This window comes from Novosphingobium sp. BF6, from assembly GCF_058273105.1.
Map to the genome: position 1 here is coordinate 1,440,872 of NZ_CM177775.1, position 24,655 is coordinate 1,465,526.

25 protein-coding genes are annotated in these 24,655 nt (G+C 65.8%); 16 read left to right on the forward strand and 9 right to left on the reverse strand.

Annotated elements, in window-relative coordinates; all coding sequences use genetic code 11:
* Positions 1-58: 58 nt before the first annotated feature.
* On the reverse strand, positions 59-817 hold the full coding sequence (locus AC4D6D_RS07240) for an SIMPL domain-containing protein (RefSeq protein ID WP_147220025.1): 759 nt from the start codon (positions 815-817) through the stop codon (positions 59-61).
* Positions 818-912: 95 nt separating this feature from the next.
* On the opposite strand from AC4D6D_RS07240, the gene AC4D6D_RS07245 reads away from it, so the two are divergent.
* The 6 genes from AC4D6D_RS07245 to AC4D6D_RS07270 all read left to right on the forward strand — a co-directional run bounded on the left by AC4D6D_RS07245 (position 913) and on the right by AC4D6D_RS07270 (position 7,593).
* A complete protein-coding gene (locus AC4D6D_RS07245; RefSeq protein ID WP_491327077.1) occupies positions 913-1,341 on the forward strand; it encodes a VOC family protein in 429 nt (142 codons plus the stop codon).
* A gap of 256 nt (positions 1,342-1,597) precedes the next feature.
* Positions 1,598-2,965: a glycosyl transferase family protein gene (locus AC4D6D_RS07250; protein ID WP_491327078.1), complete on the forward strand. Its 1,368-nt coding sequence runs from the start codon at positions 1,598-1,600 to the stop codon at positions 2,963-2,965.
* Positions 2,962-4,155: a hypothetical protein gene (locus AC4D6D_RS07255; RefSeq protein ID WP_491327079.1), complete on the forward strand. Its 1,194-nt coding sequence runs from the start codon at positions 2,962-2,964 to the stop codon at positions 4,153-4,155. Before AC4D6D_RS07250 ends, AC4D6D_RS07255 begins: the two co-directional genes overlap by 4 nt.
* A gap of 47 nt (positions 4,156-4,202) precedes the next feature.
* Positions 4,203-5,117 (forward strand): sulfite exporter TauE/SafE family protein, encoded by a 915-nt coding sequence (locus AC4D6D_RS07260; RefSeq protein ID WP_147220028.1) that lies wholly within the window; start codon positions 4,203-4,205, stop codon positions 5,115-5,117.
* Complete coding sequence (locus tag AC4D6D_RS07265) at positions 5,114-5,878, forward strand: TIGR02186 family protein (RefSeq protein ID WP_491327080.1); 765 nt, start codon at positions 5,114-5,116, stop codon at positions 5,876-5,878. The genes AC4D6D_RS07260 and AC4D6D_RS07265 overlap by 4 nt, the downstream gene beginning before the upstream one ends.
* Before the next feature lie 71 nt (positions 5,879-5,949).
* Positions 5,950-7,593, forward strand: coding sequence for an ATP-binding protein (locus tag AC4D6D_RS07270; protein WP_491327081.1), 1,644 nt, complete (start codon positions 5,950-5,952; stop codon positions 7,591-7,593).
* A 4-nt stretch (positions 7,594-7,597) separates the two neighbouring features.
* Here AC4D6D_RS07270 and AC4D6D_RS07275 read toward each other — a convergent pair whose 3' ends face one another.
* The 3 genes from AC4D6D_RS07275 to AC4D6D_RS07285 all read right to left on the reverse strand — a co-directional run bounded on the left by AC4D6D_RS07275 (position 7,598) and on the right by AC4D6D_RS07285 (position 12,820).
* On the reverse strand, positions 7,598-9,028 hold the full coding sequence (locus AC4D6D_RS07275) for an MATE family efflux transporter (protein ID WP_491327082.1): 1,431 nt from the start codon (positions 9,026-9,028) through the stop codon (positions 7,598-7,600).
* A 7-nt stretch (positions 9,029-9,035) separates the two neighbouring features.
* Positions 9,036-9,782: a 7-carboxy-7-deazaguanine synthase QueE gene (locus AC4D6D_RS07280; protein WP_491327083.1), complete on the reverse strand. Its 747-nt coding sequence runs from the start codon at positions 9,780-9,782 to the stop codon at positions 9,036-9,038.
* 380 nt (positions 9,783-10,162) lie between these two features.
* Positions 10,163-12,820: a valine--tRNA ligase gene (locus tag AC4D6D_RS07285; protein ID WP_491327084.1), complete on the reverse strand. Its 2,658-nt coding sequence runs from the start codon at positions 12,818-12,820 to the stop codon at positions 10,163-10,165.
* Positions 12,821-12,995: 175 nt separating this feature from the next.
* On the opposite strand from AC4D6D_RS07285, the gene AC4D6D_RS07290 reads away from it, so the two are divergent.
* The 4 genes from AC4D6D_RS07290 to AC4D6D_RS07305 are packed head-to-tail and all read left to right on the forward strand — an operon-like array spanning position 12,996 to position 16,606.
* Positions 12,996-14,111 (forward strand): MlaE family lipid ABC transporter permease subunit, encoded by a 1,116-nt coding sequence (locus tag AC4D6D_RS07290; RefSeq protein ID WP_147220034.1) that lies wholly within the window; start codon positions 12,996-12,998, stop codon positions 14,109-14,111.
* On the forward strand, positions 14,108-15,019 hold the full coding sequence (locus tag AC4D6D_RS07295; RefSeq protein WP_491327085.1) for an ABC transporter ATP-binding protein: 912 nt from the start codon (positions 14,108-14,110) through the stop codon (positions 15,017-15,019). Before AC4D6D_RS07290 ends, AC4D6D_RS07295 begins: the two co-directional genes overlap by 4 nt.
* A 10-nt stretch (positions 15,020-15,029) precedes the next feature.
* The gene (locus AC4D6D_RS07300; protein ID WP_334185752.1) at positions 15,030-15,968 is read left to right on the forward strand and encodes an MlaD family protein; all 939 of its coding nucleotides are present in this window, start codon (positions 15,030-15,032) and stop codon (positions 15,966-15,968) included.
* A gap of 26 nt (positions 15,969-15,994) precedes the next feature.
* A complete protein-coding gene (locus tag AC4D6D_RS07305) occupies positions 15,995-16,606 on the forward strand; it encodes an ABC-type transport auxiliary lipoprotein family protein (RefSeq protein ID WP_491327086.1) in 612 nt (203 codons plus the stop codon).
* A gap of 218 nt (positions 16,607-16,824) precedes the next feature.
* Here AC4D6D_RS07305 and AC4D6D_RS07310 read toward each other — a convergent pair whose 3' ends face one another.
* The 5 genes from AC4D6D_RS07310 to crcB are packed head-to-tail and all read right to left on the reverse strand — an operon-like array spanning position 16,825 to position 20,039.
* On the reverse strand, positions 16,825-17,520 hold the full coding sequence (locus AC4D6D_RS07310) for an ATP12 family chaperone protein (protein ID WP_491327087.1): 696 nt from the start codon (positions 17,518-17,520) through the stop codon (positions 16,825-16,827).
* Positions 17,517-17,726, reverse strand: coding sequence for a hypothetical protein (locus tag AC4D6D_RS07315; RefSeq protein ID WP_491327088.1), 210 nt, complete (start codon positions 17,724-17,726; stop codon positions 17,517-17,519). The genes AC4D6D_RS07310 and AC4D6D_RS07315 overlap by 4 nt, the downstream gene beginning before the upstream one ends.
* Entirely contained in the window at positions 17,723-18,373 is a 651-nt protein-coding gene (locus tag AC4D6D_RS07320) for an HAD-IA family hydrolase (RefSeq protein ID WP_491327089.1), read from the reverse strand. Before AC4D6D_RS07320 ends, AC4D6D_RS07315 begins: the two co-directional genes overlap by 4 nt.
* The gene (locus AC4D6D_RS07325; RefSeq protein ID WP_491327090.1) at positions 18,370-19,632 is read right to left on the reverse strand and encodes an RluA family pseudouridine synthase; all 1,263 of its coding nucleotides are present in this window, start codon (positions 19,630-19,632) and stop codon (positions 18,370-18,372) included. Before AC4D6D_RS07325 ends, AC4D6D_RS07320 begins: the two co-directional genes overlap by 4 nt.
* A complete protein-coding gene (gene crcB, locus AC4D6D_RS07330; protein ID WP_491327091.1) occupies positions 19,629-20,039 on the reverse strand; it encodes a fluoride efflux transporter CrcB in 411 nt (136 codons plus the stop codon). The genes AC4D6D_RS07325 and crcB overlap by 4 nt, the downstream gene beginning before the upstream one ends.
* Before the next feature lie 112 nt (positions 20,040-20,151).
* Between crcB and AC4D6D_RS07335 the strand changes: the two genes are divergently transcribed.
* From AC4D6D_RS07335 to gatA, 6 genes are all read left to right on the forward strand, one after another.
* The gene (locus AC4D6D_RS07335) at positions 20,152-20,817 is read left to right on the forward strand and encodes a hypothetical protein (RefSeq protein ID WP_491327092.1); all 666 of its coding nucleotides are present in this window, start codon (positions 20,152-20,154) and stop codon (positions 20,815-20,817) included.
* Between the two features lie 233 nt (positions 20,818-21,050).
* Positions 21,051-21,257 (forward strand): 30S ribosomal protein S21, encoded by a 207-nt coding sequence (gene rpsU, locus AC4D6D_RS07340; RefSeq protein WP_021234711.1) that lies wholly within the window; start codon positions 21,051-21,053, stop codon positions 21,255-21,257.
* A 252-nt stretch (positions 21,258-21,509) separates the two neighbouring features.
* Complete coding sequence (locus tag AC4D6D_RS07345; protein WP_491327093.1) at positions 21,510-22,070, forward strand: FKBP-type peptidyl-prolyl cis-trans isomerase; 561 nt, start codon at positions 21,510-21,512, stop codon at positions 22,068-22,070.
* Positions 22,071-22,084: 14 nt separating this feature from the next.
* Positions 22,085-22,597 carry an FKBP-type peptidyl-prolyl cis-trans isomerase gene (locus AC4D6D_RS07350; protein ID WP_491327094.1) on the forward strand — a complete coding sequence of 171 codons (513 nt, stop codon included), beginning with the start codon at positions 22,085-22,087 and terminating at the stop codon, positions 22,595-22,597.
* Between the two features lie 126 nt (positions 22,598-22,723).
* Positions 22,724-23,026 carry an Asp-tRNA(Asn)/Glu-tRNA(Gln) amidotransferase subunit GatC gene (gatC, locus tag AC4D6D_RS07355; protein ID WP_021234714.1) on the forward strand — a complete coding sequence of 101 codons (303 nt, stop codon included), beginning with the start codon at positions 22,724-22,726 and terminating at the stop codon, positions 23,024-23,026.
* Entirely contained in the window at positions 23,026-24,513 is a 1,488-nt protein-coding gene (gatA, locus tag AC4D6D_RS07360; RefSeq protein WP_491327095.1) for an Asp-tRNA(Asn)/Glu-tRNA(Gln) amidotransferase subunit GatA, read from the forward strand. Before gatC ends, gatA begins: the two co-directional genes overlap by 1 nt.
* Positions 24,514-24,655 lie beyond the last annotated feature (142 nt).

Below are 24,655 nucleotides of genomic sequence, written 5' to 3' on the forward strand. Positions count from 1 at the left end.
GGCTTTCGCGCTTCCTGAGCCGAGCCGTTCCGGCACTACGATGGGACATTTTTGTCTTCTATTTCAGATAGAAGTCTACCGTCGTTACCACGCGGACTTTCTTGTAGGGCGTATCTGAGACGCCCCAGCCGCCGCCCGAATCACCGTCCCGCGCCTCGATCGTGAAATAGCCCTGGGTCGCGCTCTTGATGGCGCCGACTTCGGCGCCGCTGTCCTGCGCAAATTGCTCGGCGGCGGCGCGTGCGTCCCTGGTGGCGGCGGCGACCATTGGCGGCTTGATGGCGTTGAGTTTCGTAAAGGTGAAGGCCATGCCCGAGCCTTCCTCCAGGATGACGCCGCGTCGCACCAGTTCGAACTGGCGCTTCACGGCATCCTGCGCGCGCTTGACGTCCTGACTGCGCAAGGTCACGCGCTGGCGGACGGTGAAGCTGGTGGTACCGCTGTTGTCCTTGCTCTGCTGGACGTTTGCGCCGGTCGGTTGGAGGGCGTCGGCGGGAAAGCCCAGTTCGCGGAAGAACGTCTCGATCCGGCGGGTGTCGTTCTCGACTCCGGACTGCGCGGTGGCGAGATCGCCCGCGGTGGAGGAATAGGCGATCGTCCATGTCGCAAGGTCGGCGGTCACGTCCCGCTCGGCGAGGCCGCGCACGGTGACCGAGCGGTCGGCGCGGTGCGCGCGCCGCATGCCGTCGCCCAACAGATAGCCGCCGCCGACGAGGCCGATGGCGAGGATCGTGGAAGCCGCTAACCAGCGCCTGTTCGTGGAATCTCGCAAGAAGGCGGTGGAGTGGCGGGGGCTTTCCGGGCTATCGTCGGTCATCGCGGCTTCTCCCTGAAGTCTCCCGGATATTGCTGCCCTCCGGCTGTATGCGCGATGAACCGTTTAATAAGTGCGATGAATTGAAGGAATACCCCGTGACGAAGTACCTCCATACGATGATCCGCGTGACCGATCCGGACGCGACGATCCGCTTCTTCGAACTGATCGGCCTCAAGGAAACGCGCCGGTTTTCAAGCGAGCAGGGCCGTTTCACACTCATCTACCTCGCCGTGCCGGGTGAGGAATCCGAAGTGGAACTGACCCATAACTGGCCTGCCGAGGACGGTTCCTTCGAGGAATATACCGGGGGCCGCAATTTCGGCCACCTGGCTTTCCAGGTCGACGATATCTACGCGACCTGCCAGACGCTGGCCGATGCCGGGGTGACGATCAACCGTCCGCCGCGCGACGGCCACATGGCCTTCATCCGCACGCCGGACGGGATTTCGGTGGAATTGCTTCAGGACGGACGCCTCGATCCTGCCGAGCCCTGGGCCTCGATGCCGAACATCGGCAGCTGGTGACGCATCGCCGCCGATCTCTTTCAAGAGATCGGCGGCTTGCCATAATAACGGGCAAGTTAGTTAACTTTGTGAAATAGACGCATGTTCATTGGTGCGGCCGTACTGATGTCCATACTTCGCCTTTGACGATGAAACTCCCAAGAATCGGTAGCTCCGAAGGGCTCCGATAACTTCGGTGTGGAATCGATTCGGTCTAGGGCGAGGGCTAAGGATGGGTTGGGCGGAGCTAATTCAGCAGGCGTTCGGCGTCTTGCTCATGATCGAGCAGGAACTTCTGCTCTTTGCGGGGTTCTGGGTACTGGTCGGCACGGCGGACGAACTGGCTATCGACTGTTGCTGGTTGTGGTTCCGGCTCTCCGGGCGAGCCAGGACCACGCGCATCTCGCAAGAGGCCGTGCGGGCACCGCTACTGGGGAAAGCGGCGGTGTTCATCGCCGCCTGGCAGGAAGATCAGGTGATCGGCCATACGATCCGGCACGCTCTTGCGGCCTGGCGGCAGGACGATTTCACGCTCTATATCGGTTGCTACGGCAACGACGCACCAACCGTCTGCGCGGCGATGGAGGGCGCAGGCGCGGACCCCAGGGTGCGCGTCGTCATCCACGACCGGGCGGGGCCGACGACCAAGGCGGACTGTCTCAACCGCCTCTACCACGCGCTGTGTGAGGACGAACGCCGATCCGGCCGCCGCGTTCGCTGCGTGATCCTCCACGATTCCGAAGATATGGTGCACGCGGCCGAACTGGCGGTGATCGACGCCGCCTTGTCCTCTGCCGATTTCGTCCAGCTTCCGGTACGGCCCGAGCCGCAACCGGCCTCGCGCTGGGTAGGGGGCCACTATGTCGACGAATTTACCGAAGCCCATACCAAGTCGCTCGTCGTGCGGGATGCATTGGGAGCGGCGATCCCGGCGGCGGGTGTGGGCTGCGGCTTCGCCCGCAAGATGCTCGAACGGATCGCGGTAGGCCGCCGCCTGGAGGGCAGTCCGGGGCCATTCGCGGCGGAATGCCTTACGGAGGACTATGAGCTGGGCGTGCTTGTATCGCGTGAGGGAGGGCGTTCTCGGTTCCTCAGGGTGCGGGATGAGACCGGCGAACTCGTCGCCACGCGAGCCTATTTCCCGGCGCGCCTGAAGGATTCGGTGCGTCAGAAGACCAGGTGGATTCACGGTATCGCTTTTCAGGGCTGGGAGCGGCTCGGATGGGCGGGAAGCGCCGTCGATACCTGGATGGCGCTGCGCGACCGGCGTGGCCCGCTGACGGCCATCGTTCTGGCAAGCAGCTATGCGCTTGTCGTGGTGGAGGGGATGCTCGGCATTCCGCGCGTGCTGGGCTGGGATGTAGCGGCGATGCCGGGGCCGCCCTTGCTGCGGTGGATGATCGCGGCGGGGCTGTTCAGCCTGCTCTGGCGCAGTTTCCTGAGAGCGACGCTGACGACGCGTGAATACGGTTTTCCGGAAGGGATTTGGGCGGTCCTGCGGATTCCGGTGGCGAACTATATTGCGATCATGGCCGGACGCGATGCCCTGGCCTCCTACATCCGGACGTTGCGGGGCGGGCAGGTGACCTGGGACAAGACCCGTCACGACGCGCATCCGGCTTCTGCCAGCGGAACGGCCGCATGAGCGTGGTGAAGAGGCTTCGCGGGCAGCCGCTGGTGGCCTTGCTGGCCGTGCTCGCGGGCTGGATGGGCGGGCGGATTTCGGCCTGGGACAATCCCCTGCCGGTTGCAGCCAGGAGCGTTCAGGCGCTGCGCCTGTCTTCGGTGGAAGATGCGAAAACTGCCGGATCGGGGGAGACGAGCATGGCAGCGGGACCTCAGTCGCCGCCCGGTGCGGGCTTCTATCCGGCATCCGCTTATGGCCCTCCGCCGGTGGCGAATGTACCGTACCCTGTGTTCGTGAAAGTGCCGGTCTGGGCGGACGGCCCGCGGCGATGGTATTCCGGCCGAGGTCGGGCGTTGCCGCAAGTGCCCTCGGGACCGGCATATGGTGCGATCGGGGCGTTCGGCTCGGATATCGGTTCGTCCCGGTTCGTCTCGGAGGGCATGCAGGATACGCGGCTACCGGCGGGGCTTCCGCCGGTCTGGCAGTTCGCTGCGCAGCCCTATCCGTCTTCGAGCGCCTCTCCGGTGCCCGTGGCGCCCGCGCGGACCCGGCGGTGGTCGGTCGATAGCTGGGCGCTGCTGCGGCAGGACGGCGCCGGGCCGCTCGCCAACGGCGCGCTTCCCGCGACCTACGGGGCGAGTCAGGCGGGCGCCGTCCTGCGCTATCGGCTCTCGCCGGGCGATAGGCGGCAGTTGACCGGTTACATGCGCACCACCGCCACCTTGGGCACTGCCATGCGCGAGACGGCTGCGGCCCTTGGCGTATCGGCACGTCCGTTTCCGGGGGTGCCGGTCGTTGCCGCGCTGGAAGGACGCCTGACGGAGCAGGGGGGAGCGCGAAGATTCCAGCCAGTGGCGATGGCCGTGACCCAGCTTCCCTATTTCGCCTTGCCCGGTGGCCTGAGGGGCGAGGCCTATGCGCAGGCAGGCTATGTTGCGGGCCGATTCGCGACGCCGTTCGCGGACGGCCAGTTCCGGGCCGACCGGACGTTGTTCTCCCTCGGTAATCTCGAAACCCGCGTTGGCGGGGGCGTTTGGGGCGGGGTGCAGAAGGGGGCGGGGCGTCTCGATGCTGGGCCGTCTGCGAGCCTGGCCATGCCGCTCGGGAAAGGTCTGTTCGGGCGCGCAGCGGTCGACTGGCGGTTCCGGGTGGCGGGCGACGCCGATCCGGGCTCGGGACCGGCGCTCACTCTATCCGCAGGTTTCTGATTCGCCGCTTTCCTCGCTGCCGGTGCTGCGGTAGCGAGAGGGGTGGAATGGATGTCTATCTCCCCATAGCCAATCTCTCCGTCAACGGGATCATCATCGTTGGCCTGGGGGCGATCACCGGCCTGCTTTCGGGCATGTTCGGCGTGGGCGGCGGCTTCCTGACGACTCCGCTGATGATCTTCTATGGCATTCCGCCGACCGTGGCCGCAGCCTCGGCGGCAAGCCAGGTGACGGGCGCCAGCGTGTCCGGCGTCTTCGCCCATACCCGGCGTGGCGGGGTAGACTATCACATGGGCACGGTCATGGTGGTGGGGGGGATCATCGGCACCGGCATCGGCGCGGCGCTGTTCAGCCTGCTGCAACGGCTCGGCCAGATCGATACGGTCATCAACATCCTCTACGTCCTGATGCTCGGCGGTATCGGCGGGCTGATGGCCAAGGAGAGCATCCAGACCATCCGCGCCGAGCGTTCCGGCATTCCCATCGCCGCGCGCAAGCGGCGGCACCATCCTATGGTTGCCAGCCTGCCGTTACGCTGGCGCTTCTACCGCTCCGGCCTTTACATTTCTCCGCTGGCGCCGCTGCTGCTCGGCATCGGTACGGGCATCCTGACGATGCTGATGGGCGTGGGCGGGGGCTTCATCCTCGTGCCCGCCATGCTCTACATCCTCGGCATGAGCGCCAATGTCGTGGTCGGGACCTCGCTCTACCAGATCCTGTTCGTCACCATGGCGACGACGATGATGCATTCGATGACCACCCATGCCGTGGACATCGTGCTCGCCTCGCTGCTGCTGCTGGGCTCGGTCACCGGTGCGCAGCTCGGCGCGCAGTTCGCCCAGAAGGCCAGCCCGGTGAAGCTGCGCCTGGTGCTGGCGATCATCGTGCTGCTGGTGGCCGGGCGCATGGCGATCGGCCTCGGCTATCGGCCCGACGAGATTTACACGGTCTCTCCGCTGTGAGGCGCGTGCTGGCTCCGGCTTTCGCGCTGGTTGCGGCGGTTCTGCTTGGTGGCGCGCGCGATCCGATCCTGGTGCCGGAAATCTCGCAGCACGAAGTGGACCTGCGGCAGGGTTTCACCGGCACCGAACTTCTGCTGTTCGGCGCGATCCTGACGCCCGAGGGTTCCCGTGCCGCGCAGGATTATGACATCGTCGTCGTGCTGAAAGGACCGACCCAGTCCATCGTCCTGCGTGAAAAGCAGAAAGTGGCGGGCGTCTGGATCAACGCGGATAGCACGGAACTGCGTTCGGCGCCGTCCTATTATGGAATCGCCTCGACCCGGCCGATCAAGGATATCGTCGACGACAAGACCGCCGCGATCTACGAACTCGGCCTCAAGTGGCTGCAACTCTCGCCGATCGGCGCCATCGACCCTGCCGAGCAGACCCGCTTTTCCGACGGCCTCGTCGATCTCAACCGCCGCAGCGGTCTCTACCGCGAGGAAGAGGGCGGCGTGAAAGTGAGCGAGCAGGTGCTCTATCAGGCGCGAATCTGGCTCCCCTCGCAAGTGCCGACCGGCACTTATACTGCCGAGACTTACGCTGTTTCGCGCGGTCGGGTGGTGGCTTCGGCGAGCAGCCAGGTGGAAGTGCGCAAGCTCGGGTTCGAGCGGGCCATCGCCAATTTCTCCGAGAACTACGGCTTCGCTTACGGGCTGCTGGCGGTCATGGTCTCGGTCGGGATGGGGTGGCTGGCGGGACGTCTTTTCGCCATGCGCTAATCGCGGGTTTAGCCTGAAATTAACCGCGCGTGCTTAGCAGCTCCGGTGAAACGGCTTGCTGCGGGGGCGCTATGAACGAGATGCGAATGGTGGGCGGCGAGGTGGAAAGCGAGATGAGTCGCGAGCCGATCGGCGCCATTCTCGAAATTTCCGGCGCAGGCGCCCGCATCGCTTTCGATCTCGATCGCCTGAACCATTCCGCGCAGGACGGCGATCCTTCAGTTGCGATGTCGGGGCAGGTCGGCAGTCAGGTGAAAGTTCGCGTCGGCCGGGGTTGGCTGCTGGCCAGCATTCGCAACCAGAAGAGCGATGCCACGGTCCCCGGCGGCATTGTCGCGGAGGCGGACTTCCTCGGCGAAGGGCTGCAGGAGCGCCTGACCGGCCGTATCCACGGTTTCCGCCGCGGCGTGACGCGCTATCCGACCCCTGGCGCGCTGGTCTATCCCGCCAGCACCGACGACTTGCGGCAGGTCTATGCCAGCGATGGACGGCAGGCGATCCAGATCGGCACCGTCTATCCCACCAACGATATCCGCGCCGGGCTCTACATCGATGCCTTGCTCGGCAAGCACTTCGCGCTGCTCGGCTCGACCGGCACCGGCAAGTCGACCAGCGCCGCGCTGATCCTTCACAGGATTTGCGAGCAGGCGCCGGAAGGCCATGTCATCATGGTCGATCCGCACGGCGAATATGCCGCCGCCTTCCGCAATACCGGCGTGATCCTCGACGTCTCGAACCTGCAGATGCCTTATTGGCTGATGAACTTCGAGGAACACTGCGAGATCCTCGTTACCACCCAGGGCGACGAGCGGCAGCTCGATTGCGAGGTGCTCGGCAAGTGCCTGCTGGAGGCGCGTTCGCGCAACCGGCTGGCCGAGCAGATCGGCAAGATCACCGTGGATTCGCCGATCCCCTATCTGCTCTCCGACTTGTCGGTGATCCTGAACAATCACATGGGCAAGCTCGACAAGGGCCATTCCAGCGCGCCCTACATGCGGATCAAGAACAAGCTCGACGAACTCAAGGGCGATCCGCGCTACCAGTTCCTGTTCTCAGGCATGCTGGTGGGCGACACGATGGCGGAGTTCATCGCCAAGCTGTTCCGTCTGCCTTCTGGTGGGCGGCCGATCTCGATCATCGACGTGTCCGGCGTACCTTCCGACATCACCAGCACCGTTGTGGCCGTGTTGAGCCGCATGGTCTTCGACTTCGCGGTCTGGGCGCGGGAGGAGAAGACGCGGCCGGTCCTGCTCGTCTGCGAGGAGGCGCACCGCTACGTTCCCAGCGAGAAGAACGCGGACGGCTCCTCGGTAGGCCGCATTCTCTCGCGCATCGCCAAGGAAGGGCGCAAGTACGGCATCTCGCTCGGCCTCATCACCCAGCGCCCCTCGGACCTCGCCGAAGGCGTGCTCTCTCAGTGCGGGACGATCATCGCGATGCGTCTCAACAACGACCGCGATCAGGCTTTCGTGCGCGCTGCCATGCCGGAAGGCGCGCGCGGGTTCCTCGATTCCATCCCGGCGCTACGCAACCGCGAGTGCGTGATCTGCGGCGAGGGCGTGGCGATCCCGATCCGCGCCTCGTTCGACGATCTGGAGGAGTTCAAGCGACCTGCCTCCGCCGATCCCTCGTTCACCGAACTCTGGAGCAGCTCGGGCGGCGAGGAGGAGATGGTCCTGCGCACGGTCCAGCGTTGGCGCGCGCAGGGGCGGTGAAGGGTTACGGCTTGAACGCCGCGCGCCACTTGCCCCAGCGGTAATAGGCCAGCGTCAGGGCTACAGTCAGCGCCGAGCCGACCGGATAGGACCACCACAGCGCTTCGCTGCCGATCAGCGGATAGGCGAGGTAGTAGAAGCCGAGGCGCCCCGGATAGAGGCCGAGGAACATGATGACGAGCGGCATGACCACCGCGCCATAGGCGCGCAGCGTGCCGGTGAGAATCATGGTGATCGACATGATCACGAAGCTCGCGGTGCAGACGAACTGGATGTGCCGCGCGATCGGCATTGCCGGGCTGTCTCCGCCCAGGAACAGCGCCAGCAGCGGATGGTCGAACACCACGATCAGCGTGGCCATCAGCAGCGAGATCGCCAGGTTGGTGGCAAGGCCGATCTCGGTCACCTTGCCCACGCGGCTGTGATCGTGGGCGCCCAGTGACTGCGCGACCATGGCGCTTACCGCCGAGCCGATCGCCATCGCCGGCATCTGGAGGTAGTTCCACAGTTGCAGAGAAGCGCCGTAGGCTGCCGCCGAATCCAGCCCCTCCCGGTTGACGAGGCCGACCATGATGAGGCCCGCCGAAGAGACCAGCAACATCTGCGCGCCCATCGGCAGACCCTTGAGGGTTACGTACCTCAGTTCGCTGCCGCGCGGGATCAGATAGCCGAGTTCCGCGCCGCGCAGGCGCATCGGCAGGTCCTTGCGGTAGATCGTCCAGAGCTGGAACACGAGGCCCGCGAAGTTCGCGAAAGCCGTCGCCGCCGCGGACCCGGCGATGCCCAGCGTGGGCAGGGGGCCGGGGCCGATGATCAGCAGCGGGTTCAGGATCACGTCCAGCGCGACCGTCAGGATCATCGCATAGAGCGGCGTCTTGGAATCGCCCGCGCCGCGCATGCCCATCGAGACCATGAGCGAGAGCGAGCCCAGTGGCAGGGTCACGAAGATCACGCGCAAGTAGGCCAGCGCCTCGATCCGGCTCTGGCCCGGCGTGCCCAAGGCGTGGAGCAGCGCATCGGCGCCGAACCAGCCCGCAAGTCCGCAGAGCACCGAGAGCACGAGGCAGAAACCGACGCCCGAACCGAAGGTCTTGCGCGCCGCGTCGATGTCGCGCGCGCCGAAATGCTGGCCGACGCGCACCGTGGTCGCCATGCCGAAGCCGAAGACAAGCGCGATCAGCAGGAACATGATGATATTGGCATTGGCGGTCGCCGCCAGTGCGCTCTCGCCCAGCAGTCGCCCGACCCAGATCGCGTTGACCGATCCGTTGAGCGTCTGGAGGACGTTCGAGATCAGCATCGGGATCGAGAACACCAGCAGCGTCTGGAGGATCGGACCCTGCGTGAGGTCGCCCTTCATCCGCGCCATCTGTGCGGGAGGAGGTGCTTCCTCGGGTTCGGTTTCCCCATGTGGGATCGGCGATGCCTCGTTCATGTGCCCCTCAAGTTCCCCGCGTGTCGCCCCAGATATGTATGTGCAGGCGGTCGGTGAAGCGATAGCCTTCCTGCGTGCAGATGTCCGATAGCCATCCCGACCTCTGTCGGATGACATCGCTGGAGCGGCCCTCCGGCATCAGGAATATCCGTTCGGCGGGGATAGCGTGGCGTTCTTTCAACGCACGGACTTCGTCCACATCCGCAGGCTCGGCCACCACGAACTTGAAATAAGCGCGCGGATCGGCGGCCCAGGCATCGAGCCGCTCGGGCACCAGCGCCAGTTCCGCCGGATTGCCGCTGTGCGCCAGCTTGGGGCTGACATTGTACTGCTGCACCCGCGCATCGAGGCTGGCGTGCGGCGCGACCGAGCCGTTGGTCTCGATCTCGACATGCATTCCCGGCCGCGCCGCGTCGAGCGCCGCCAGCATCCGCGCCAGCTGCGGCCCCTGAAGCAACGGCTCGCCGCCGGTGATGACAAGGCGGTCGGGCGGCAGATCGGCCACCATGCGCGCCACCTCGGCTTCCTCGGCCATGACCTGATTGGCCTTGCGCTCGAACGCCAGATCGTCGCGGTGGAAGCGGTTATCGCCGGTGAAGCGCCACGTATAAGCGGTGTCACACCACTGGCAGGCAAGATTGCAGCGCGACAGCCGCACGAAAGTGCTCGGCCGCCCCATGCTGGCGCCTTCGCCCTGAAGCGAAGCGAACACTTCGGGTTCGCCGGGAGTGGTGGTGGCAAGCGCAAGCGTCACGGATGGTCTCGAATGCAAGGTTACGGTTTTGAAGGGCGAGGTTGACACAGTTTACACGGTCCAGAGGGAAAAGTGTCACCTTGCGTCGGAGGTGTCACCTTGTGGCTGGTGTCGTGGAGAGAAGACAGGGTGGTCACGCGCGTGAAGGTGTCAGATGCGTGCAAGGTAGGAAAACGAAAAAGAGAGAAGTCCTGGGGGATGATCCCCCAGGCCCTCGGAATGTCTGCGTCGTACCCGGCCTAGCCGTTTCGCGCCCACTGAATAGCCGGGAGACAAAATAGCCTGCGGCGGCAAGGAGTGCACTACGAGACTGCGCGCGCGACGAAGACAGTATTGGGGGTGCAGGGGGTCTAAGACCCCCTGCTTCAACCCTTACTTCTTCAACCCAGCCGCGCCAGCGCCGCAGCCAGACGCTCGGCTTCAGCCGAGTGATGGGCATGGTCGGCGCGGGCCTTTTCGATGGCCTCGGGCTTGGCCTTCTCGACGAACGCCGGGTTGCCCAAGCGCTTGTCGAGCGAGTCCCGTTCCTTGACCGAAGCGGCCATGGCCTTTTCCAGGCGGGCCTTTTCGGCGGCGATGTCGATCACGCCTTCCAGCGGGATTGCCAGCGTCGCATCGCCCGCGCCCACCTGCATGGCGGCACCGGCGGGAGCGGCCTCGAACACGATTGCATCGAGACGGGCCAGACGGTCGATCACCGTGCCGTTGCGGCCGATCACTGCGCGGGTCGCGTCCGAGGGATTGGCGACATAGGCGGTAAGACGCGCGCCCGGCGCGATGCCGAGTTCGGACTTGGCGCCGCGCAGGTTGCCGATCAGCGCGATCAGCCATTCGACTTCGGCCTTGGCTTCGGCGTCCACCGAGGCTTCCGGCGCGGGCCATGCGGCGACGATCAGGTCCTGTTCGCGCGTGCCCATCTTGCTCCACAGCTCTTCGGTGACGAAGGGCATGAAGGGGTGGAGCATGACGAGGATCTGGTCGAGCACCCAGCCGGCGACGGCCTTGGTCTCTTCGTCGAAGTTGCCCTTGATGAGTTCGATGTACCAGTCGCAGAACTGGTTCCACACGAAGTGGTAGATCGCGTTGGCGGCCGCGTCGAAGCGCAAGTCGGCCATGGCCTTGTCCAGCGTGGCGACGGTCTCGACGACTTCGCCGATGATCCACTTGTTGACGGCGGAGGTCGCTGCGGGCGCCTTGACCGACGTGCTGGCGACGATGCCGTTGGACTGGCAGAAACGCGCGGCGTTCCACAGCTTCGTGGCGAAGTTGCGGTAACCTTCGACGCGCTTTTCATCCATCTTCACGTCGCGGCCCTGGCTTTCCATGGCGGCCATGAAGAAGCGCAGCGCGTCGGCGCCGTACTTGTCGATCAGGCCCAGCGGATCGACCACGTTGCCCTTGGACTTCGACATCTTCTGGCCGTCGGCCGCGCGGACGAGGCCGTGAAGGTAGAGCCGCTTCCACGGCACTTCCTTCATGAAGTGGATGCCCTGCATCGCCATGCGCGCATCCCAGAAGAACAGGATGTCGAAGCCGGAAACCAGCAGGTCGTTCGGGTAGTGCTTCTTCAGCAGCGGGGCGTCTTCATCGGGCCAGCCGAGCGTGGCGAAGGGCCAGAGCGCGGAGGAGAACCAGGTGTCCAGCACGTCCTCGTCGCGGGTCAGCTTCTTGTTGCCGGCCTGCGCCTGTGCCTCTTCCTCGGTTTCGGCGACGAAGATCTCGCCGTCCTCGCTGAACCATGCGGGAATGCGGTGGCCCCACCAGAGCTGGCGCGAGACGCACCAGGGCTGGATGTTTTCCATCCAGTTGAAGAAGGTCTTTTCCCAGCTCTTCGGGACGATCTCGATCGCGCCGGAGCGGACGGCTTCCATCGGCGGACCGGCCAGCGTCTGCGCATCGACGTACCACTGGTCGGTCAGCCAGGGTTCGATCACCACGCCGCTACGGTCGCCGTAGGGGGTCTGGATCACGCGGTCCTCGACCTTTTCGAGCAGGCCGTCGTCTTCGAGGAACTGGACGATCGCCTTGCGCGCCTCGAAGCGGTCCATGCCGATGAACTGCGCAGGGACAAGGCCGTCCTGCGTCTGGCAGACATGGGCATCGGCATCGAGCATGTTGAGCATGTCGCCGGCCTTGAAGCCCGCGCGCTTGCCCACCTCGAAGTCGTTGAAGTCATGACCTGGGGTGATCTTCACCGCGCCCGAGCCCAGTTCGGGGTCGGCGTGCTCGTCGGCGACGATCGGAATCTCGCGACCGGTGAGGGGGAGGGTGACGGTGGCGCCGCGTGCCAGCAGGTCCTTGTAGCGCTCGTCCTCGGGATTAACCGCGACGGCCATGTCGGCCAGCATCGTTTCCGGGCGGGTGGTGGCGACGTGGATGTGGCCCGAACCGTCCGAAAGCGGATACTTGATGTGCCAGAAGTGGCCGTTGGTCTCGCGCGTTTCGACCTCAAGGTCGGAAATGGCGGTGCGGAACTTCGGGTCCCAGTTCACCAGACGCTTGTCGCGGTAGATCAGACCCTGCTTGTGCAGGTCCACGAAGACCTTGACCACGGCCTTGGTGAAGTGCGGATCCATCGTGAACTGCTCGCGGCTCCAGTCCATCGAGCAGCCGAGGCGGCGCAACTGGCCGGTGATGGTGCCGCCGGATTCGGCTTTCCACTCCCAGACCTTCTCGATGAACTGCTCGCGCGTGTAATTCGCGCGCTTGTCCTGCTTCGCTTCCATCTGGCGTTCGACCACCATCTGGGTGGCGATGCCGGCATGGTCGGTGCCGACCACCCAGAGTGCATCCTTGCCCTTCAGGCGTTCGTGACGGATCACGATGTCCTGCAGCGTGTTGTCCAGCGCGTGGCCGATGTGGAGCGAGCCGGTGACGTTCGGCGGCGGGTTCACGATGGTGAACGGCTGCGCGTCGGCACGCTCGGGGCGGAACAGCCCTTCGCTTTCCCAATGCTGGAACCACTTCGCCTCGATCTGGGCGGGGTCGAAGGTCTTGTCGAGAGCGGCTTCGGGGGCGGCTTCTGGAGTGTCGGTCATGGCGCGGCGCTTTGCCAGTAGAGGCACCCGCGCGCAAGTACGCGTAGGAGCGGTGGGGCGGCCTGCCATGAAATCGCCACGGTATGTTTCCAGACCGGCTCTTGCGAAATCAACAATCTGTCGCGGCAGGGGAACCCCTTGCCGGTACAGGCATTTTCCCCCAATACGAGCGCACATGCGGGAATGGGCTGAATTCACTCTGTCGGAAAGCGACCAGGACGGCGTCCAGACCGTGGCGCTGAAGGGGCCGTTGCGCGTCCATTCCTTGGGCAATCTGGGCGCCAAGCTGGCGGCGCTGCACGGCCCGTTCGCGCGGGTCGACATGTCCGGCGTCACCGATATCGACACGACCGGGGCCTGGCTCGTCTGCCGCTATGCCAGCGAGCACAAGCTCGAAGTCGTCGGCCAGAGCGAACAGGCCGAGCGCCTTTTCGCCGCCATCGGCAAGGTCCCCGAAGAAGCGTCCGAGATCGAACCGGAGCGCCCGCTGCTGCTGCGCACCGTGGGCGAGCTGGGCGATCTCGTGGTCGGCTGGGGGCATGGCCTCGTCCGCATGGTCGGGTTCCTCGGCGAACTCATCACTTCGCTCGGCACTGCCATCCGCCATCCCTCGCGGCTGCGCGGCACGGCGCTGGTGCACCACATGCAGCATGTGGGCATCAACTCGCTGTGGATCATCGGCTTGATGAGCTTCCTGATCGGCATCGTCATCGCCCAGCAGGGCGCGGTGCAGCTCGCGCAGTTCGGCGCGGAAATCTACACGATCAACCTGACCGGCCGCCTCGCCATGCGCGAACTGGGCATCCTGATGACCGCTATCATGGTCGCGGGCCGCTCGGGTTCGGCCTTCGCGGCGCAGATCGGAACGATGAAGCTGACCGAAGAGGTCGACGCCATGCGCACCATCGGCGTCTCGCCGATGCAGGCGCTGGTGGTGCCGCGCGTGCTGGCGGCGATGCTGATGATGCCGCTGCTGGGCTTTTATTCCACGGTGTTGGCGATCATCGGCGGTGCCTTCATCGCCAATTTCGCGCTCGACATTCCGTTCTGGACCTTCCTCCAGCGCACCCAGGAAGTGGTGCCGATCACCGACGTCTGGGTCGGCCTGCTCAAGGCGCCGGTCTTCGCGCTGATCGTGGCGCTGGCCGGTTGCTACCAGGGCATGCAGGTGACTTCGAACGCCGAGGAAGTCGGCGCGCGTACCACCCAGGCGGTGGTCACGGCGATCTTCACGGTGATCGTGCTCGACGCCTTCTTCGCGATCTTCTTCACCAAGATCGGCTGGCAATGACCGAAACCGCCCATCTCGAAACCGGCACCCTCGAATCGGAGCGTCCCTCGGACGAATTCCCCATCGTCGTCGACGGGCTGCGCAATGTCTTCGGCGAGCACGTCATTCACGACAACCTCTCGCTCAAGGTCCGCAAGGGCGAGATTCTCGGCGTCGTCGGCGGGTCCGGCACCGGCAAGTCGGTGCTGATGCGCTCGATCATCGGCCTTCAGCAACCTGCCGAGGGCGAGATCACCGTGCTCGGGCACCGCATGGGCGATTCCACCGACGAGGAAGACATCGACTTGCGTTCGCGCTGGGGCGTGCTGTTCCAGGGCGGCGCGCTGTTCTCGACCCTCACCGTGGGCGAGAACGTGGAAGTACCGCTCAAGCAGTTCTATCCCGAGATCGACGATACCCTCCGCAGCGAGATCGCCCGCTTCAAGGTGCGCCTTGCCGGACTGGCCGAAGAATCGGCCTTCAAGTACCCGAACGAGCTTTCGGGCGGCATGCGGAAGCGCGCCGGCCTCGCCCGCGCGCTGGCGCTCGATCCGGAACTGCTGTTCCTCGACGAGCCGACCGCAGGGCTTGACCCGATCGGCGCCGCCGCGTTCGACGATCTCACCCGAGAACTGGCCGATACGCTGGGCCTGACGGTGTTCCTGATCACCCACGATCTCGACACCCTCCACGCCATCTGCGACCGGGTGGCGGTGCTGGCCGACAAGCAGGTCATTGCCGTGGGCACGATCCCGGAACTGCTGGCGCTCGACCACCCGTGGATCCAGGAATATTTCAACGGCCCTCGCGGCCGTGCCGCGCTCTGCGCGAAGGAAGATATTGCGATGAAGCATGACGCGCCTGTCGCGCAGGACGGTTCCGCCCCCGGGGCATCGTCCATGAACACCACCACTGAAAGCGGGGCATAGGGCACACAGCATGGAAACACGGGCCAATCACGTATGGGTCGGAGCCGTTACGCTGGTGCTGCTGGCGACACTGGCGGCGTTCATCATCTGGATCGCGCGGATCAACGATACCGCGCGCAACGAGTATGACATCTTCTTCAAGCAGTCGGTGGACGGTCTCGCCAAGGGATCGGGCGTCGATTACGCGGGCGTGCCGGTCGGGCAGATCAAGGAGATCGAGCTGTGGCCGAAGGACCCCAGCTTCATCCGCGTGCGCATCAAGGTGGACAAGAAGGTGCCCGTCACCGTCGGCACCACCGCGACGATCCAGGGCAGCTTCACCGGCGTCGCCGACATCCAGCTCGAAGGCGCGGTGAAGGATGCTCCGCTGCTGACCGAACCCGGCCCCGAAGGCGTGCCGGTGATCCCGACCAAGCGTGGCGGTCTCGGTGAAATCCTGTCCAACGCGCCGCTGCTGCTGGAACGCCTGGCGACGCTGACCGAGAACCTCAACCTGCTGATGTCCGAAGAGAACCGCCGTTCGATCACCGGTATCCTCAAGAATACCGACAAGATGACGAAGGACCTCTCCGCCGCGACCCCGCAGATGAAGCAGACCTTGGCCGAACTCCAGGGCACGCTGAACCAGGCCACCAAGACGCTCGTCGCCTTCGAGGGCGTGGCGGGCAAGGCGGACAGCCTGCTGGGCGATCAGGGCAATTCGCTGGCCGCGCAGCTGCGCGAGACGCTGGGCGCCGCGCAGAAGTCGATGGAGACGCTCGACCAGACGCTCCAGCATGCCCAGCCTGCGTTCGATAAGGTCTCGAACCAGACCCTGCCTGCCGCCGAAGCCGCGATCCGCGATCTGCGCGCGACCAGCAAGGCGCTACGCAGCGTGACCGAGAAGATCGACGAACAGGGCGCCGGTGCGCTCATCAAGGGGCAGAAGCTGCCCACCTATAAGCCATGACCACGAGAACGACGATGGGAACCGCGATGAAGCTTCGGCACAAGACCCCGATCCTCGGCGGCGCGCTCGCGGCCATGGCGGCCCTCGCGCTGTCCGGCTGCATCAGCCTTGCGCCCAAGCCGCCCGAAGTGCTGTTCCGCCTCTCGCCGGAAGACCGCGCGCCGGTCGGCTCGCAGCGCAGCGGGGAAATTGCGCAGGCGATCGTCGTGCTCGATCCCGAAGCGGACCGCAGCCTCGATGCCCTGCGCATGCCGGTGCGGATCGATGCGGCGACGATGTCCTACCTCAAGGATGCGTTCTGGATCGAGAAGCCCAGCCGCCAGTTCCGCTCGCTGCTCGCCGAGACGCTGCGGGCCGATACCGGACGACTGGTGGTCGAAGGCGTGGAATTCGAAGTGACCGGCAAGACGCTGGTCGGCGGGCGACTGCTCGACATGGGCTACGATGTGCCGACGTCCTCGGTGGTCGTGCGCTTCGATGCCGTCCGCACCGAACGCGGCGGGCCGATCGTGACCAAACGGTTCGAAGCCGTGGTGCCGGGCGTGAAGCCGGAAGCGGCGACGGTCGGTCCGGCGGTGAACCAGGCAGCCAACAAGGTGGCGCAGGAAGTTGCGGCCTGGGTCAAGGGTGAAGGCTGAGCAGAAGTAAAAGGAAGACCCGGGGGATGATCCCCCGGACCCTCGGAATGTATACCTTGCGCGCGGCTTATCCGTAGTGCGCTCCTCGCGGCGCAGCCATTAAGTCTCCCGACGCCACCTTGGGCGCACGACGCTGTCGGTCCGCGTGACTCCGACAGTAACGGGGTGCAGGGGTAATAACCCCTGCATTATTCTTCCCTACTGTATTCCTTTCTACCTCAGGCCCGCGAAAGTTCCGCCAGCCGGATCGCCAGCTTGAACGCCTCGAACCGCGCCGCGCGGCGTTCGGCGGCTTCCCAGTCCTCGCCCCAGAGTTCGACCTGCCAGTCCTCTTCGAGATTGGCGGCGTTCCACAGCATGTCCGCGTCGCTATCGGGGCGGATCGCGGCGAGGGCGATCACCAGCGAGGCGGCGAGGCTGGAGAGCATCTTGAGCGCGGCCAGCGCGAAGTCGTTTTCGTCGGCGAGGGCGGTTTCGAGGCGGGCCAGGGTCTCGGCGGGCTGCGGCTTGTGGAGCACGCCCGAAATGCGCGCGAAGTGCACGTCGTACCGCGTTTCGGCTTCGGTCAGCAGCGGCTCCCAGACGGCGAGCTGGCGCTGGTAGAGCGCGTCCTCGGGATCGGCGCGATAGCAGAGCGTGTCGGTCTCGGCGTAGGGCAGGATATCGCGGACGGTCTGGGCGCGGTCTGCGGCGACGGCGTCGATCGCGAAGTCGGCAAGGTCGCGGAGGAGGAAAGACTGGGCGTCGATCTGCTCGCTCTGCGCCGCCCATTCCGCTGCCAGTGCTTCGGCGAGTGCTTGCGTGGGGACGACTTGCGGGCGGCCACCGGCGGTCTTGATAGGGCGGCCATCGAGCAGAACGCGCCAGCCGCCTTTGGTCTCGCCGAAGGAAGCTTCCTTGTAGAACCGCTTCACTTTGGGCTCCGCCACTTGCGGGCGAGGACCTTGGGCACGACGAAGACGTCGATCAGGCCGTTGATGATCAGCAGGTAGCCCAGCCACAGCGGCATGGCGAACTTGTTCGCGCCGATCGCCATGCCTGCGATCACGCAGGCGACGCCAAAGATGCGCACGAGCTGGATGATCGCGAAGCGGGTTCTTGCGGGATCGGGTTCGCTCACGTCAGCAGGTACTCCAGGAGTTCGTTAGGGACCTCGGCGACTTTTTCCGCGCCTGCCTCGATCAGTTCGCGCGGGTGGTGGTAGCCCCAGTCGACGCCGACGGCACGGGTGCCGGCGGCCTTGGCCATCTTCATGTCATAGACGGTGTCGCCGATCATGACCGCTTGCTCGGGCATTGCGCCCGCCTCGATCAGGGCCTCTTCCAGCATGGCCGGATGCGGCTTGGAGGGATGGCGGTCGGCGGTCTGGAGGGTGACGAAGAGGTCGGAAATGCCGTTCGCCTTGAGGCAATGGGTGAGGCCGCGATCGGACATGCCGGTGGCGACGCCCAGCGTCCAGCCGCGCGCGTGGAGGGTGCGCAGGCAGTGCTCGATGCCGGGGAACAGCGGCTGCGAGACGCGGCCTTCCTCGCGGGCCTGGCGGAAGGCGAGCTTGTAGGCCTCGGCCATGGCGTCCTGCTGGGCCTCGTCGCTTTCGGGCAGGAGCTGGCGGATCGCCTGGGGCAGCGAGAGCCCCACGGCGCGCCGGATCAGGCCGCGCGACGGCGCGGCGAGGCCGAAGGCGGCGAAGCTCGCCTCCATGGCCTCGCAGATCGGCGCCTGTCCGTCGACGAGGGTGCCGTCGCAGTCGAAGACGGCGAACTTCACCGCTTCCCTCGCGGCGCCGGGGGACGGCTGCCCGAGGGCTTGCCGGGAGCGGGACGCGCGCCACCAGGCTTGCGCGGGCCAGCCTTCACGCCCGCACGAACCGGCTTGGCACCGGGCTTGCCGGGACCCTTGCCCGAAGGCTTCCCGCGCGAGCCGGGACGCTCGGAAGCGCCGTCGCGGCGCGAGCGGCGTTCGCCGCGACGCTCCTTGCGGTACTGCTTGGCGTGGGCCTTGGCCGCGCGCTTTTCGTCGTCCTTGGTGAACTCCGGCGCGGATTCGGGCAGTTCGGCGCCGTCCGCCTCGTCGAAGCCGAGCGAGGCCATGGAGTTGGCGAAGTGCTCGGGCAGGGGCGCGGTCACGTCCAGCGGGGTGCCGTCCGGATGCTCGATGATGAGGCGGCGGGCGTGGAGGTGCATCTTGCGGCTGATCGTGCCGGAGAGGAAGGCTTCCTGCCCGCCGTACTTGCCGTCGCCAACGATCGGGTGGCCGATTGCCGCCATGTGGACGCGCAGCTGGTGGGTGCGGCCGGTCAGCGGGTGCAGTTCGACCCAGGCGGCGCGGTTGCCCGCACGGTCGAGCACGCGGTAGCGGGTGCGGGCCGACTGGCCGCCTTCCTCGTCGACATGCATCTTCTCGCCGCCGGTGCCCGGCTGCTTGGCGAGCGGCAGTTCGATCATGCCGTCGTTGATGCTCGGCACGCCGACCACCAGCGCCCAGTAGATCTTCTTGGCGGTACGTCCGGAGAAGCGCTTCGAGAAGAACGCGGCGCTGCCCGGCGTGCGGGCGATCAGCAGGACGCCGGAGGTGTCCTTGTCGAGCCGGTGGACGAGGCGGGGACGCGGGCCTTTCTCGGCATAGGCGTCGAGCAGGCCGTCGACGTGCTCCTTCATGCCCGAACCGCCCTGGGTGGCAAGGCCCGGCGGCTTGTTGAGCACGATCGCCGAGCGGTCCTGCGTCAGGACCATCGAATCGGCGAGTTCGATCTCGGCCTCGGTCAGTTCGCGGCGCGGGCGTGAGCCACCAAGGCCCGGCTTGGCCTCACCGCCCGGCGGCACGCGCAGGACTTGTCCGGCGGCGAGGCGGGTGTCGACATCGGCGCGCTTGCCGTCGACGCGGATCTGGCCGGTGCGCGCCCAGCGCGAGACCATCGCGAAGCCCACTTCGGGAAGGTGGCGCTTGAACCAGCGGTCGAGCCGGATATCGGCATCGTCGCGGCCGACGGTGAACTGGCGGACGGTATCTGAATTGTCGCGGCTCATGCGGCGACTCCCTTCGTGATGGAAAGGCCGGCAAACAGCGCGGCGAAGCCCGCGATCAGAGAGATCGCGACATAGAAAGCCGCAGTACCAGTTTGCCCGCGCGAGACGAGGGCAATGGTATCGAGGCTGAACGAGGAAAACGTAGTATAGCCGCCGAGCACGCCGACGCCGAGGAGCAGGCGGGCGCTCTCGCCCGCCGCGCCCTGGCGCAGCAGCCAGCCGGCGAGCAGGCCCATGAGCAGGCTGCCGACCACGTTGACGGTCAGCGTGCCATAGGGAAACGCACTGGCGCGGGTGGGGCCGAGCAGGGCGGTCCAGGCCACTCCGGTAAGATACCGAAGCCATGAGCCGAGACCGCCGCCGAACGCCACATAGAGCGAGGCAGCTAGAAAGGAAGGTTGGGACATCGCGTCGCCTTAGCCGCGAATGCACGGTTTTCCAATCGTTCCATCCGACCGGATCGCTGTGGGGGCTTCTATAAAGGTCCTTGGGTGCGACCCCACTCCGCAAGGAGACATAATGATGCAGATATCATCGTCGACGAGCGCGCTGAGCGCTCTCATCAACCCGCGTCAGGACATGGACGACAAGCTTTCGACCGCGATCGGCAACGGTTCGATCAGCGACAGCGATGCTTCTGTGCTCGAATCGGCGCTCGATTCGATCGACGACGCGCTGGAAACGGGCTCTTCGGGCAGCCGTCTCGATCCTTCGCAGATGAAGGACCGGATCGATTCGCTGATCTCCGAGCAGGTCGAGAACGGCACTCTGACCGAGGATCAGGCGAGCACTTTGCAGGCGCTCTTCGCGCAGGGCCCTTCGCAGGGCGGCGGCGAGGCTGGTGGAGGGGCCGGTGCCCCCGGCAGCGGTGTCGGCGGTCCGGGTGGTCCCGGCGGACCCAAGGGTGCGGGCGGCCCGCCTCCCGGCGGCGCCCCGGTCGAGGAAACCGATGAGGCTGAGGAAACGGACGGTACGGACGACACGGACGACACGGACGACACCGATTCGACCGCAGGGACCGATGAAACGGGAGAGTCCGACGAGGCCGATGCGGCGCTGGCGGCGATGCAGGCTTTCCTGGATAACCTGAAGGCCCAGCAGGCCGAGGGTGCGACCTATACGGCTTCGGCCGCGACTTCGGCCAGCGTTTCGGCAGCCGGCCTGATCGTCGATCAACTGGCCTGACGCGCAGGATCGGTGTATAAGGCCCCTCCACCGGGGCATTCCACACCCGGTGGAGGGCGCTTTTCGGCCAATCGATGGCCAAGATTGCTTGCCTTGCGGCGCTGACGGTGCTAGCGGCCCCCAACTTCGAGCCGAACCCCTCAGGGATTCGGCGTCTTTACGTTTTTCTTTCAAGGTGCCTTCCGCGTCGGAATGCGGAATTCGTACCTTCGATTTGTGAGGTGTGTCGGTTTATGCAGATTCTCGTTCGCGACAACAACGTCGATCAGGCTCTTCGGGCTCTCAAGAAGAAGCTGCAGCGTGAAGGCGTCTATCGCGAAATGAAGCTGCGTCGCCACTTCGAGAAGCCCTCGGAAAAGCGCGCCCGCGAAAAGGCTGCCGCTGTGCGCCGCGCCCGCAAGCTGGAGCGCAAGCGCATGGAGCGTGACGGCTCCAAGTAAGATTGGGGTCGGCCCCGCGCTCGTGAAGTGCGGGGTTGCGGTGAGGGCTTTCGTTCCTGGGTGAGCAAGGCCGCGCCGCATTCAATCGGATCGCTTTCCCGCGATTGCGATTGGCACATCTTAAATTGCTCGGCTTGCGGCTTGAATGCCGCACCGGCTTGAGCCATGAGGGCGCGGAAATTCCATCCGCGCCCTTTGTGCATCTGCCGTGCAGTTGCCGACGCCGGGCGAACCCGAACGAGGCCCTAGACCATGACTGAGATCACTCGCGTTCCGTTGCAGCCGATTGCCAAGGGCTCGCTGGGCAAGATCTGGCTCGGCGTTGCCGCCGTCGCGCTGGCCGCGGGCGGTGTCGCCTATGCCGCGCTGCCCCCGCAGGTTCACGTCAAGACGCTGACCGCCGGAACCGGCGAATCGCCGACGATCGCGGACGTGGTGCTGATCAACTACAAGGGCACCCTGCCCGACGGTAAGGTCTTCGACCAGGCGCAGCAGGTGCCGATGGCCCTGAACGAGGTGATCCCCGGCTTCACCAAGGCGCTCGTGAAGATGCAGCGCGGGGGCAAGTACGAAGTCGAGATTCCGGCCAAGCTCGCTTACGGCGACAAGGCCGTCGGCCAGATCCCCGCCAACACCGACCTGAACTTCCAGATCGAACTGCTCGACTTCAAGAGCCGCGCCGAGATCGAGCAGCAGCAGCGCCTGATGCAGCAGCTTCAGCAGATGCAGGGCGGCGCGCCCGGTGGTGTTCCGGGCGGCATTCCGGGCGGGGTTGCCCCCGGTGCTGGCGCTCCGGGCGGCGCGACGAACTGATCGCGGCGCTTCGGATGATCGTCACGCTTCGCTCCTCGCTTCTGGCGCTTGCCTTCGTCCTGCCCGTCGCCGCTCCGCTGGCGGCGCAGGACAAGGTCGCCGCTCCCGCACCCGGCGGTATCGCTCCGGCGCCTGCCCGCAAGGTGGCCGTCACCACGCTCACCGCGGGACAGGGCGCCAAGCCCACCCGCGAGGACTACGTGCTGGTGAGCTACAAGGGCATACTCAAGGACGGCACCGTGTTCGACCAGAACGAGCAGATGCCGATGGCCGTGGGCAGTGTGGTCCCCGGCTTTGCCGATGGCCTCGTGCAGATGCAGCGCGGCGGTTCCTATCGTCTCGAAATCCCCTCGGAGCTGGCCTACGGCGCCGAGGGCGGCGGGCCGATCCCGCCGAATTCGGACCTCGTCTTCGAAGTGACCCTGCTGGACTTCAAGACCCAGGCCGAAATCGATGCGATGGTCGCCGAGCAACAGGTGCAGCAAGACGCTGGGCAACAGGCGCAACCGGCCCGATCGGGCCAGTAAGGCGCCTGCCGGACGCTCCTCCCGTGGCGGCGTCCCTGCTTGAAGCATTTTCGGACGGGTGCTAGCTGCCCGGTCCTGACATTCCGGCGCGGTGCGCGCCCTGCCGGGCAAATCTGAAGGAAAGCCATGTCGGTCGATACCGCAACCGTTGCGAAGATCGCCAGCCTCGCCCGCATCAAGGTGAGCGAGGCTGAAATCGAGGCGATGGTCCCCGAACTCAACGGCATTCTCGCCTGGGTAGAGCAGCTTGGCGAGGTCGATACCTCGCAAGTCGAGCCGATGACCGCCGTCATCCCCAATACGCTGCGCCTGCGCGATGACGTGATCGATGCCGATCCGCTGACCGGCGGCGACAAGCGCGATGCCGTTCTGGCCAATGCTCCCGCCGCCGAACACGGCTTCTTCGGCGTGCCCAAGGTGATCGAATAATGACTGATCTTACCGAACTCGGCGTCGCGCAGATCCGCGACGGTGTTGCGGGCGGCGAATTCACCGCCGTCGAAGTGGCGCAGGCGTTCAACGCGAACGTCGCCGCCGCGCAGGAAGCGCTGAACGCTTTCATCATCGCCACGCCCGAAAAGGCGATCGAGGCCGCGCAGGCCACCGATGCCAAGCGTGCGCGCGGCGAGGCTCTCGGCAAGATGGGCGGCGTGCCGATCGGCATGAAGGACCTGTTCGCCACCTTCGACGTGCAGACCACCGCCGCCAGCCACATGCTGGAAGGCTTCAAGCCGCAGTACGAATCGACCGTCTCGCAGAAGCTGTGGGATGCCGGTGCGGGCATGCTGGGCAAGCTGAACCTCGACCAGTTCGCCATGGGCTCGTCGAACGAGACCAGCTACTTCGGCAACGTGATCTCGCCGTGGAAGCGGAACGACGGCGGCAATGCCGCGCTCGCGCCCGGCGGTTCCTCGGGCGGTTCGTCGTCGGCGCTCGCCGCGCGTCTCTGCCCGGCGGCTACGGGCACCGATACCGGCGGTTCGATCCGCCAGCCCGCCGCTTTCACCGGCACCACCGGCATCAAGCCGACCTATGGCCGCTGCTCACGCTGGGGCGTGGTGGCCTTTGCCAGCTCGCTCGACCAGGCAGGCCCGATGGCCCGCTCGGTGCAGGACTGCGCGATCATGCTCGAAGCCATGGCCGGTTTCGACGCCAAGGATTCGACCAGCCTCGACCTCCCCGTGCCGACCTGGGAAGCCGCTCTCTCGGGCGACATGAAGGGCAAGAAGGTCGGCATTCCCAAGGAATACCGCGTCGATGGCCTGGACGACGATGTCGCCAAGTCGTGGGATGACGGTATTGCCTGGCTGAAGGATGCGGGCGCGGAGATCGTCGAGATATCGCTGCCGCACACCAAGTACGCGCTGCCGACCTACTACATCATCGCCCCTGCCGAAGCCTCGTCGAACCTCGCCCGCTATGACGGCGTGCGTTACGGCCTGCGCGATCTGCCGGACGGTGCGAACCTTCAGGACATGTACGCCGCGACCCGCGCCGCCGGTTTCGGCCCCGAGGTGAAGCGCCGCATCCTGATCGGCACTTACGTGCTCTCGGCCGGTTTCTACGACGCCTACTACACGCAGGCCCAGAAGGTTCGCGCGCTGATCGCGCAGGACTTCGCGAAGGCTTTCGAGCAGTGCGACGTGATCCTCGCGCCGACCGCGCCGTCTGCCGCTTTCGGCCTTGGCGAGAACGTCGACGATCCGCTGAAGATGTACCTGAACGACGTCTTCGCGGTGCCCGCCTCGCTTGCGGGTCTCCCAGCGATGTCGGTCCCGGCGGGGCTGAACCGCGAGGGTCTGCCGCTGGGTCTTCAGGTCATCGGCAAGGCTTTCGACGAACAGGGCGTACTGAACGCCGGTCTCGCGCTCGAACAGCGTGCGCAGTTCTCGGCCAAGCCGGAGAAGTGGTGGTAACATGAGCTGGCTCGGCGAAGTGATCAGAACGGCAATTGAATGCGCCGCTGGTTTCTTCGTCGATGCTGCCCGCGAGCGGCGAGCGTCAACTCCCGCAGTCGATCGCGAAAGAGCTAAAGTACTGGCAAAGCGCGCTCAGAGC

Excerpts from the sequence above, each read along its gene's own strand:
- AC4D6D_RS07240 (WP_147220025.1), bottom strand. The coding sequence starts at position 817 with ATGACCGACGATAGCCCGGAAAGCCCCCGCCACTCCACCGCCTTCTTG.
- AC4D6D_RS07250 (WP_491327078.1), top strand. The coding sequence starts at position 1,598 with ATGATCGAGCAGGAACTTCTGCTCTTTGCGGGGTTCTGGGTACTGGTC.
- AC4D6D_RS07255 (WP_491327079.1), top strand. The coding sequence starts at position 2,962 with ATGAGCGTGGTGAAGAGGCTTCGCGGGCAGCCGCTGGTGGCCTTGCTG.
- AC4D6D_RS07260 (WP_147220028.1), top strand. The coding sequence starts at position 4,203 with ATGGATGTCTATCTCCCCATAGCCAATCTCTCCGTCAACGGGATCATC.
- AC4D6D_RS07270 (WP_491327081.1), top strand. The coding sequence starts at position 5,950 with ATGAACGAGATGCGAATGGTGGGCGGCGAGGTGGAAAGCGAGATGAGT.
- AC4D6D_RS07275 (WP_491327082.1), bottom strand. The coding sequence starts at position 9,028 with ATGAACGAGGCATCGCCGATCCCACATGGGGAAACCGAACCCGAGGAA.
- AC4D6D_RS07285 (WP_491327084.1), bottom strand. The coding sequence starts at position 12,820 with ATGACCGACACTCCAGAAGCCGCCCCCGAAGCCGCTCTCGACAAGACC.
- AC4D6D_RS07290 (WP_147220034.1), top strand. The coding sequence starts at position 12,996 with ATGCGGGAATGGGCTGAATTCACTCTGTCGGAAAGCGACCAGGACGGC.
- AC4D6D_RS07295 (WP_491327085.1), top strand. The coding sequence starts at position 14,108 with ATGACCGAAACCGCCCATCTCGAAACCGGCACCCTCGAATCGGAGCGT.
- AC4D6D_RS07300 (WP_334185752.1), top strand. The coding sequence starts at position 15,030 with ATGGAAACACGGGCCAATCACGTATGGGTCGGAGCCGTTACGCTGGTG.
- AC4D6D_RS07305 (WP_491327086.1), top strand. The coding sequence starts at position 15,995 with ATGAAGCTTCGGCACAAGACCCCGATCCTCGGCGGCGCGCTCGCGGCC.
- AC4D6D_RS07325 (WP_491327090.1), bottom strand. The coding sequence starts at position 19,632 with ATGAGCCGCGACAATTCAGATACCGTCCGCCAGTTCACCGTCGGCCGC.
- crcB (WP_491327091.1), bottom strand. The coding sequence starts at position 20,039 with ATGTCCCAACCTTCCTTTCTAGCTGCCTCGCTCTATGTGGCGTTCGGC.
- AC4D6D_RS07335 (WP_491327092.1), top strand. The coding sequence starts at position 20,152 with ATGATGCAGATATCATCGTCGACGAGCGCGCTGAGCGCTCTCATCAAC.
- rpsU (WP_021234711.1), top strand. The coding sequence starts at position 21,051 with ATGCAGATTCTCGTTCGCGACAACAACGTCGATCAGGCTCTTCGGGCT.
- AC4D6D_RS07345 (WP_491327093.1), top strand. The coding sequence starts at position 21,510 with ATGACTGAGATCACTCGCGTTCCGTTGCAGCCGATTGCCAAGGGCTCG.
- AC4D6D_RS07350 (WP_491327094.1), top strand. The coding sequence starts at position 22,085 with ATGATCGTCACGCTTCGCTCCTCGCTTCTGGCGCTTGCCTTCGTCCTG.
- gatC (WP_021234714.1), top strand. The coding sequence starts at position 22,724 with ATGTCGGTCGATACCGCAACCGTTGCGAAGATCGCCAGCCTCGCCCGC.
- gatA (WP_491327095.1), top strand. The coding sequence starts at position 23,026 with ATGACTGATCTTACCGAACTCGGCGTCGCGCAGATCCGCGACGGTGTT.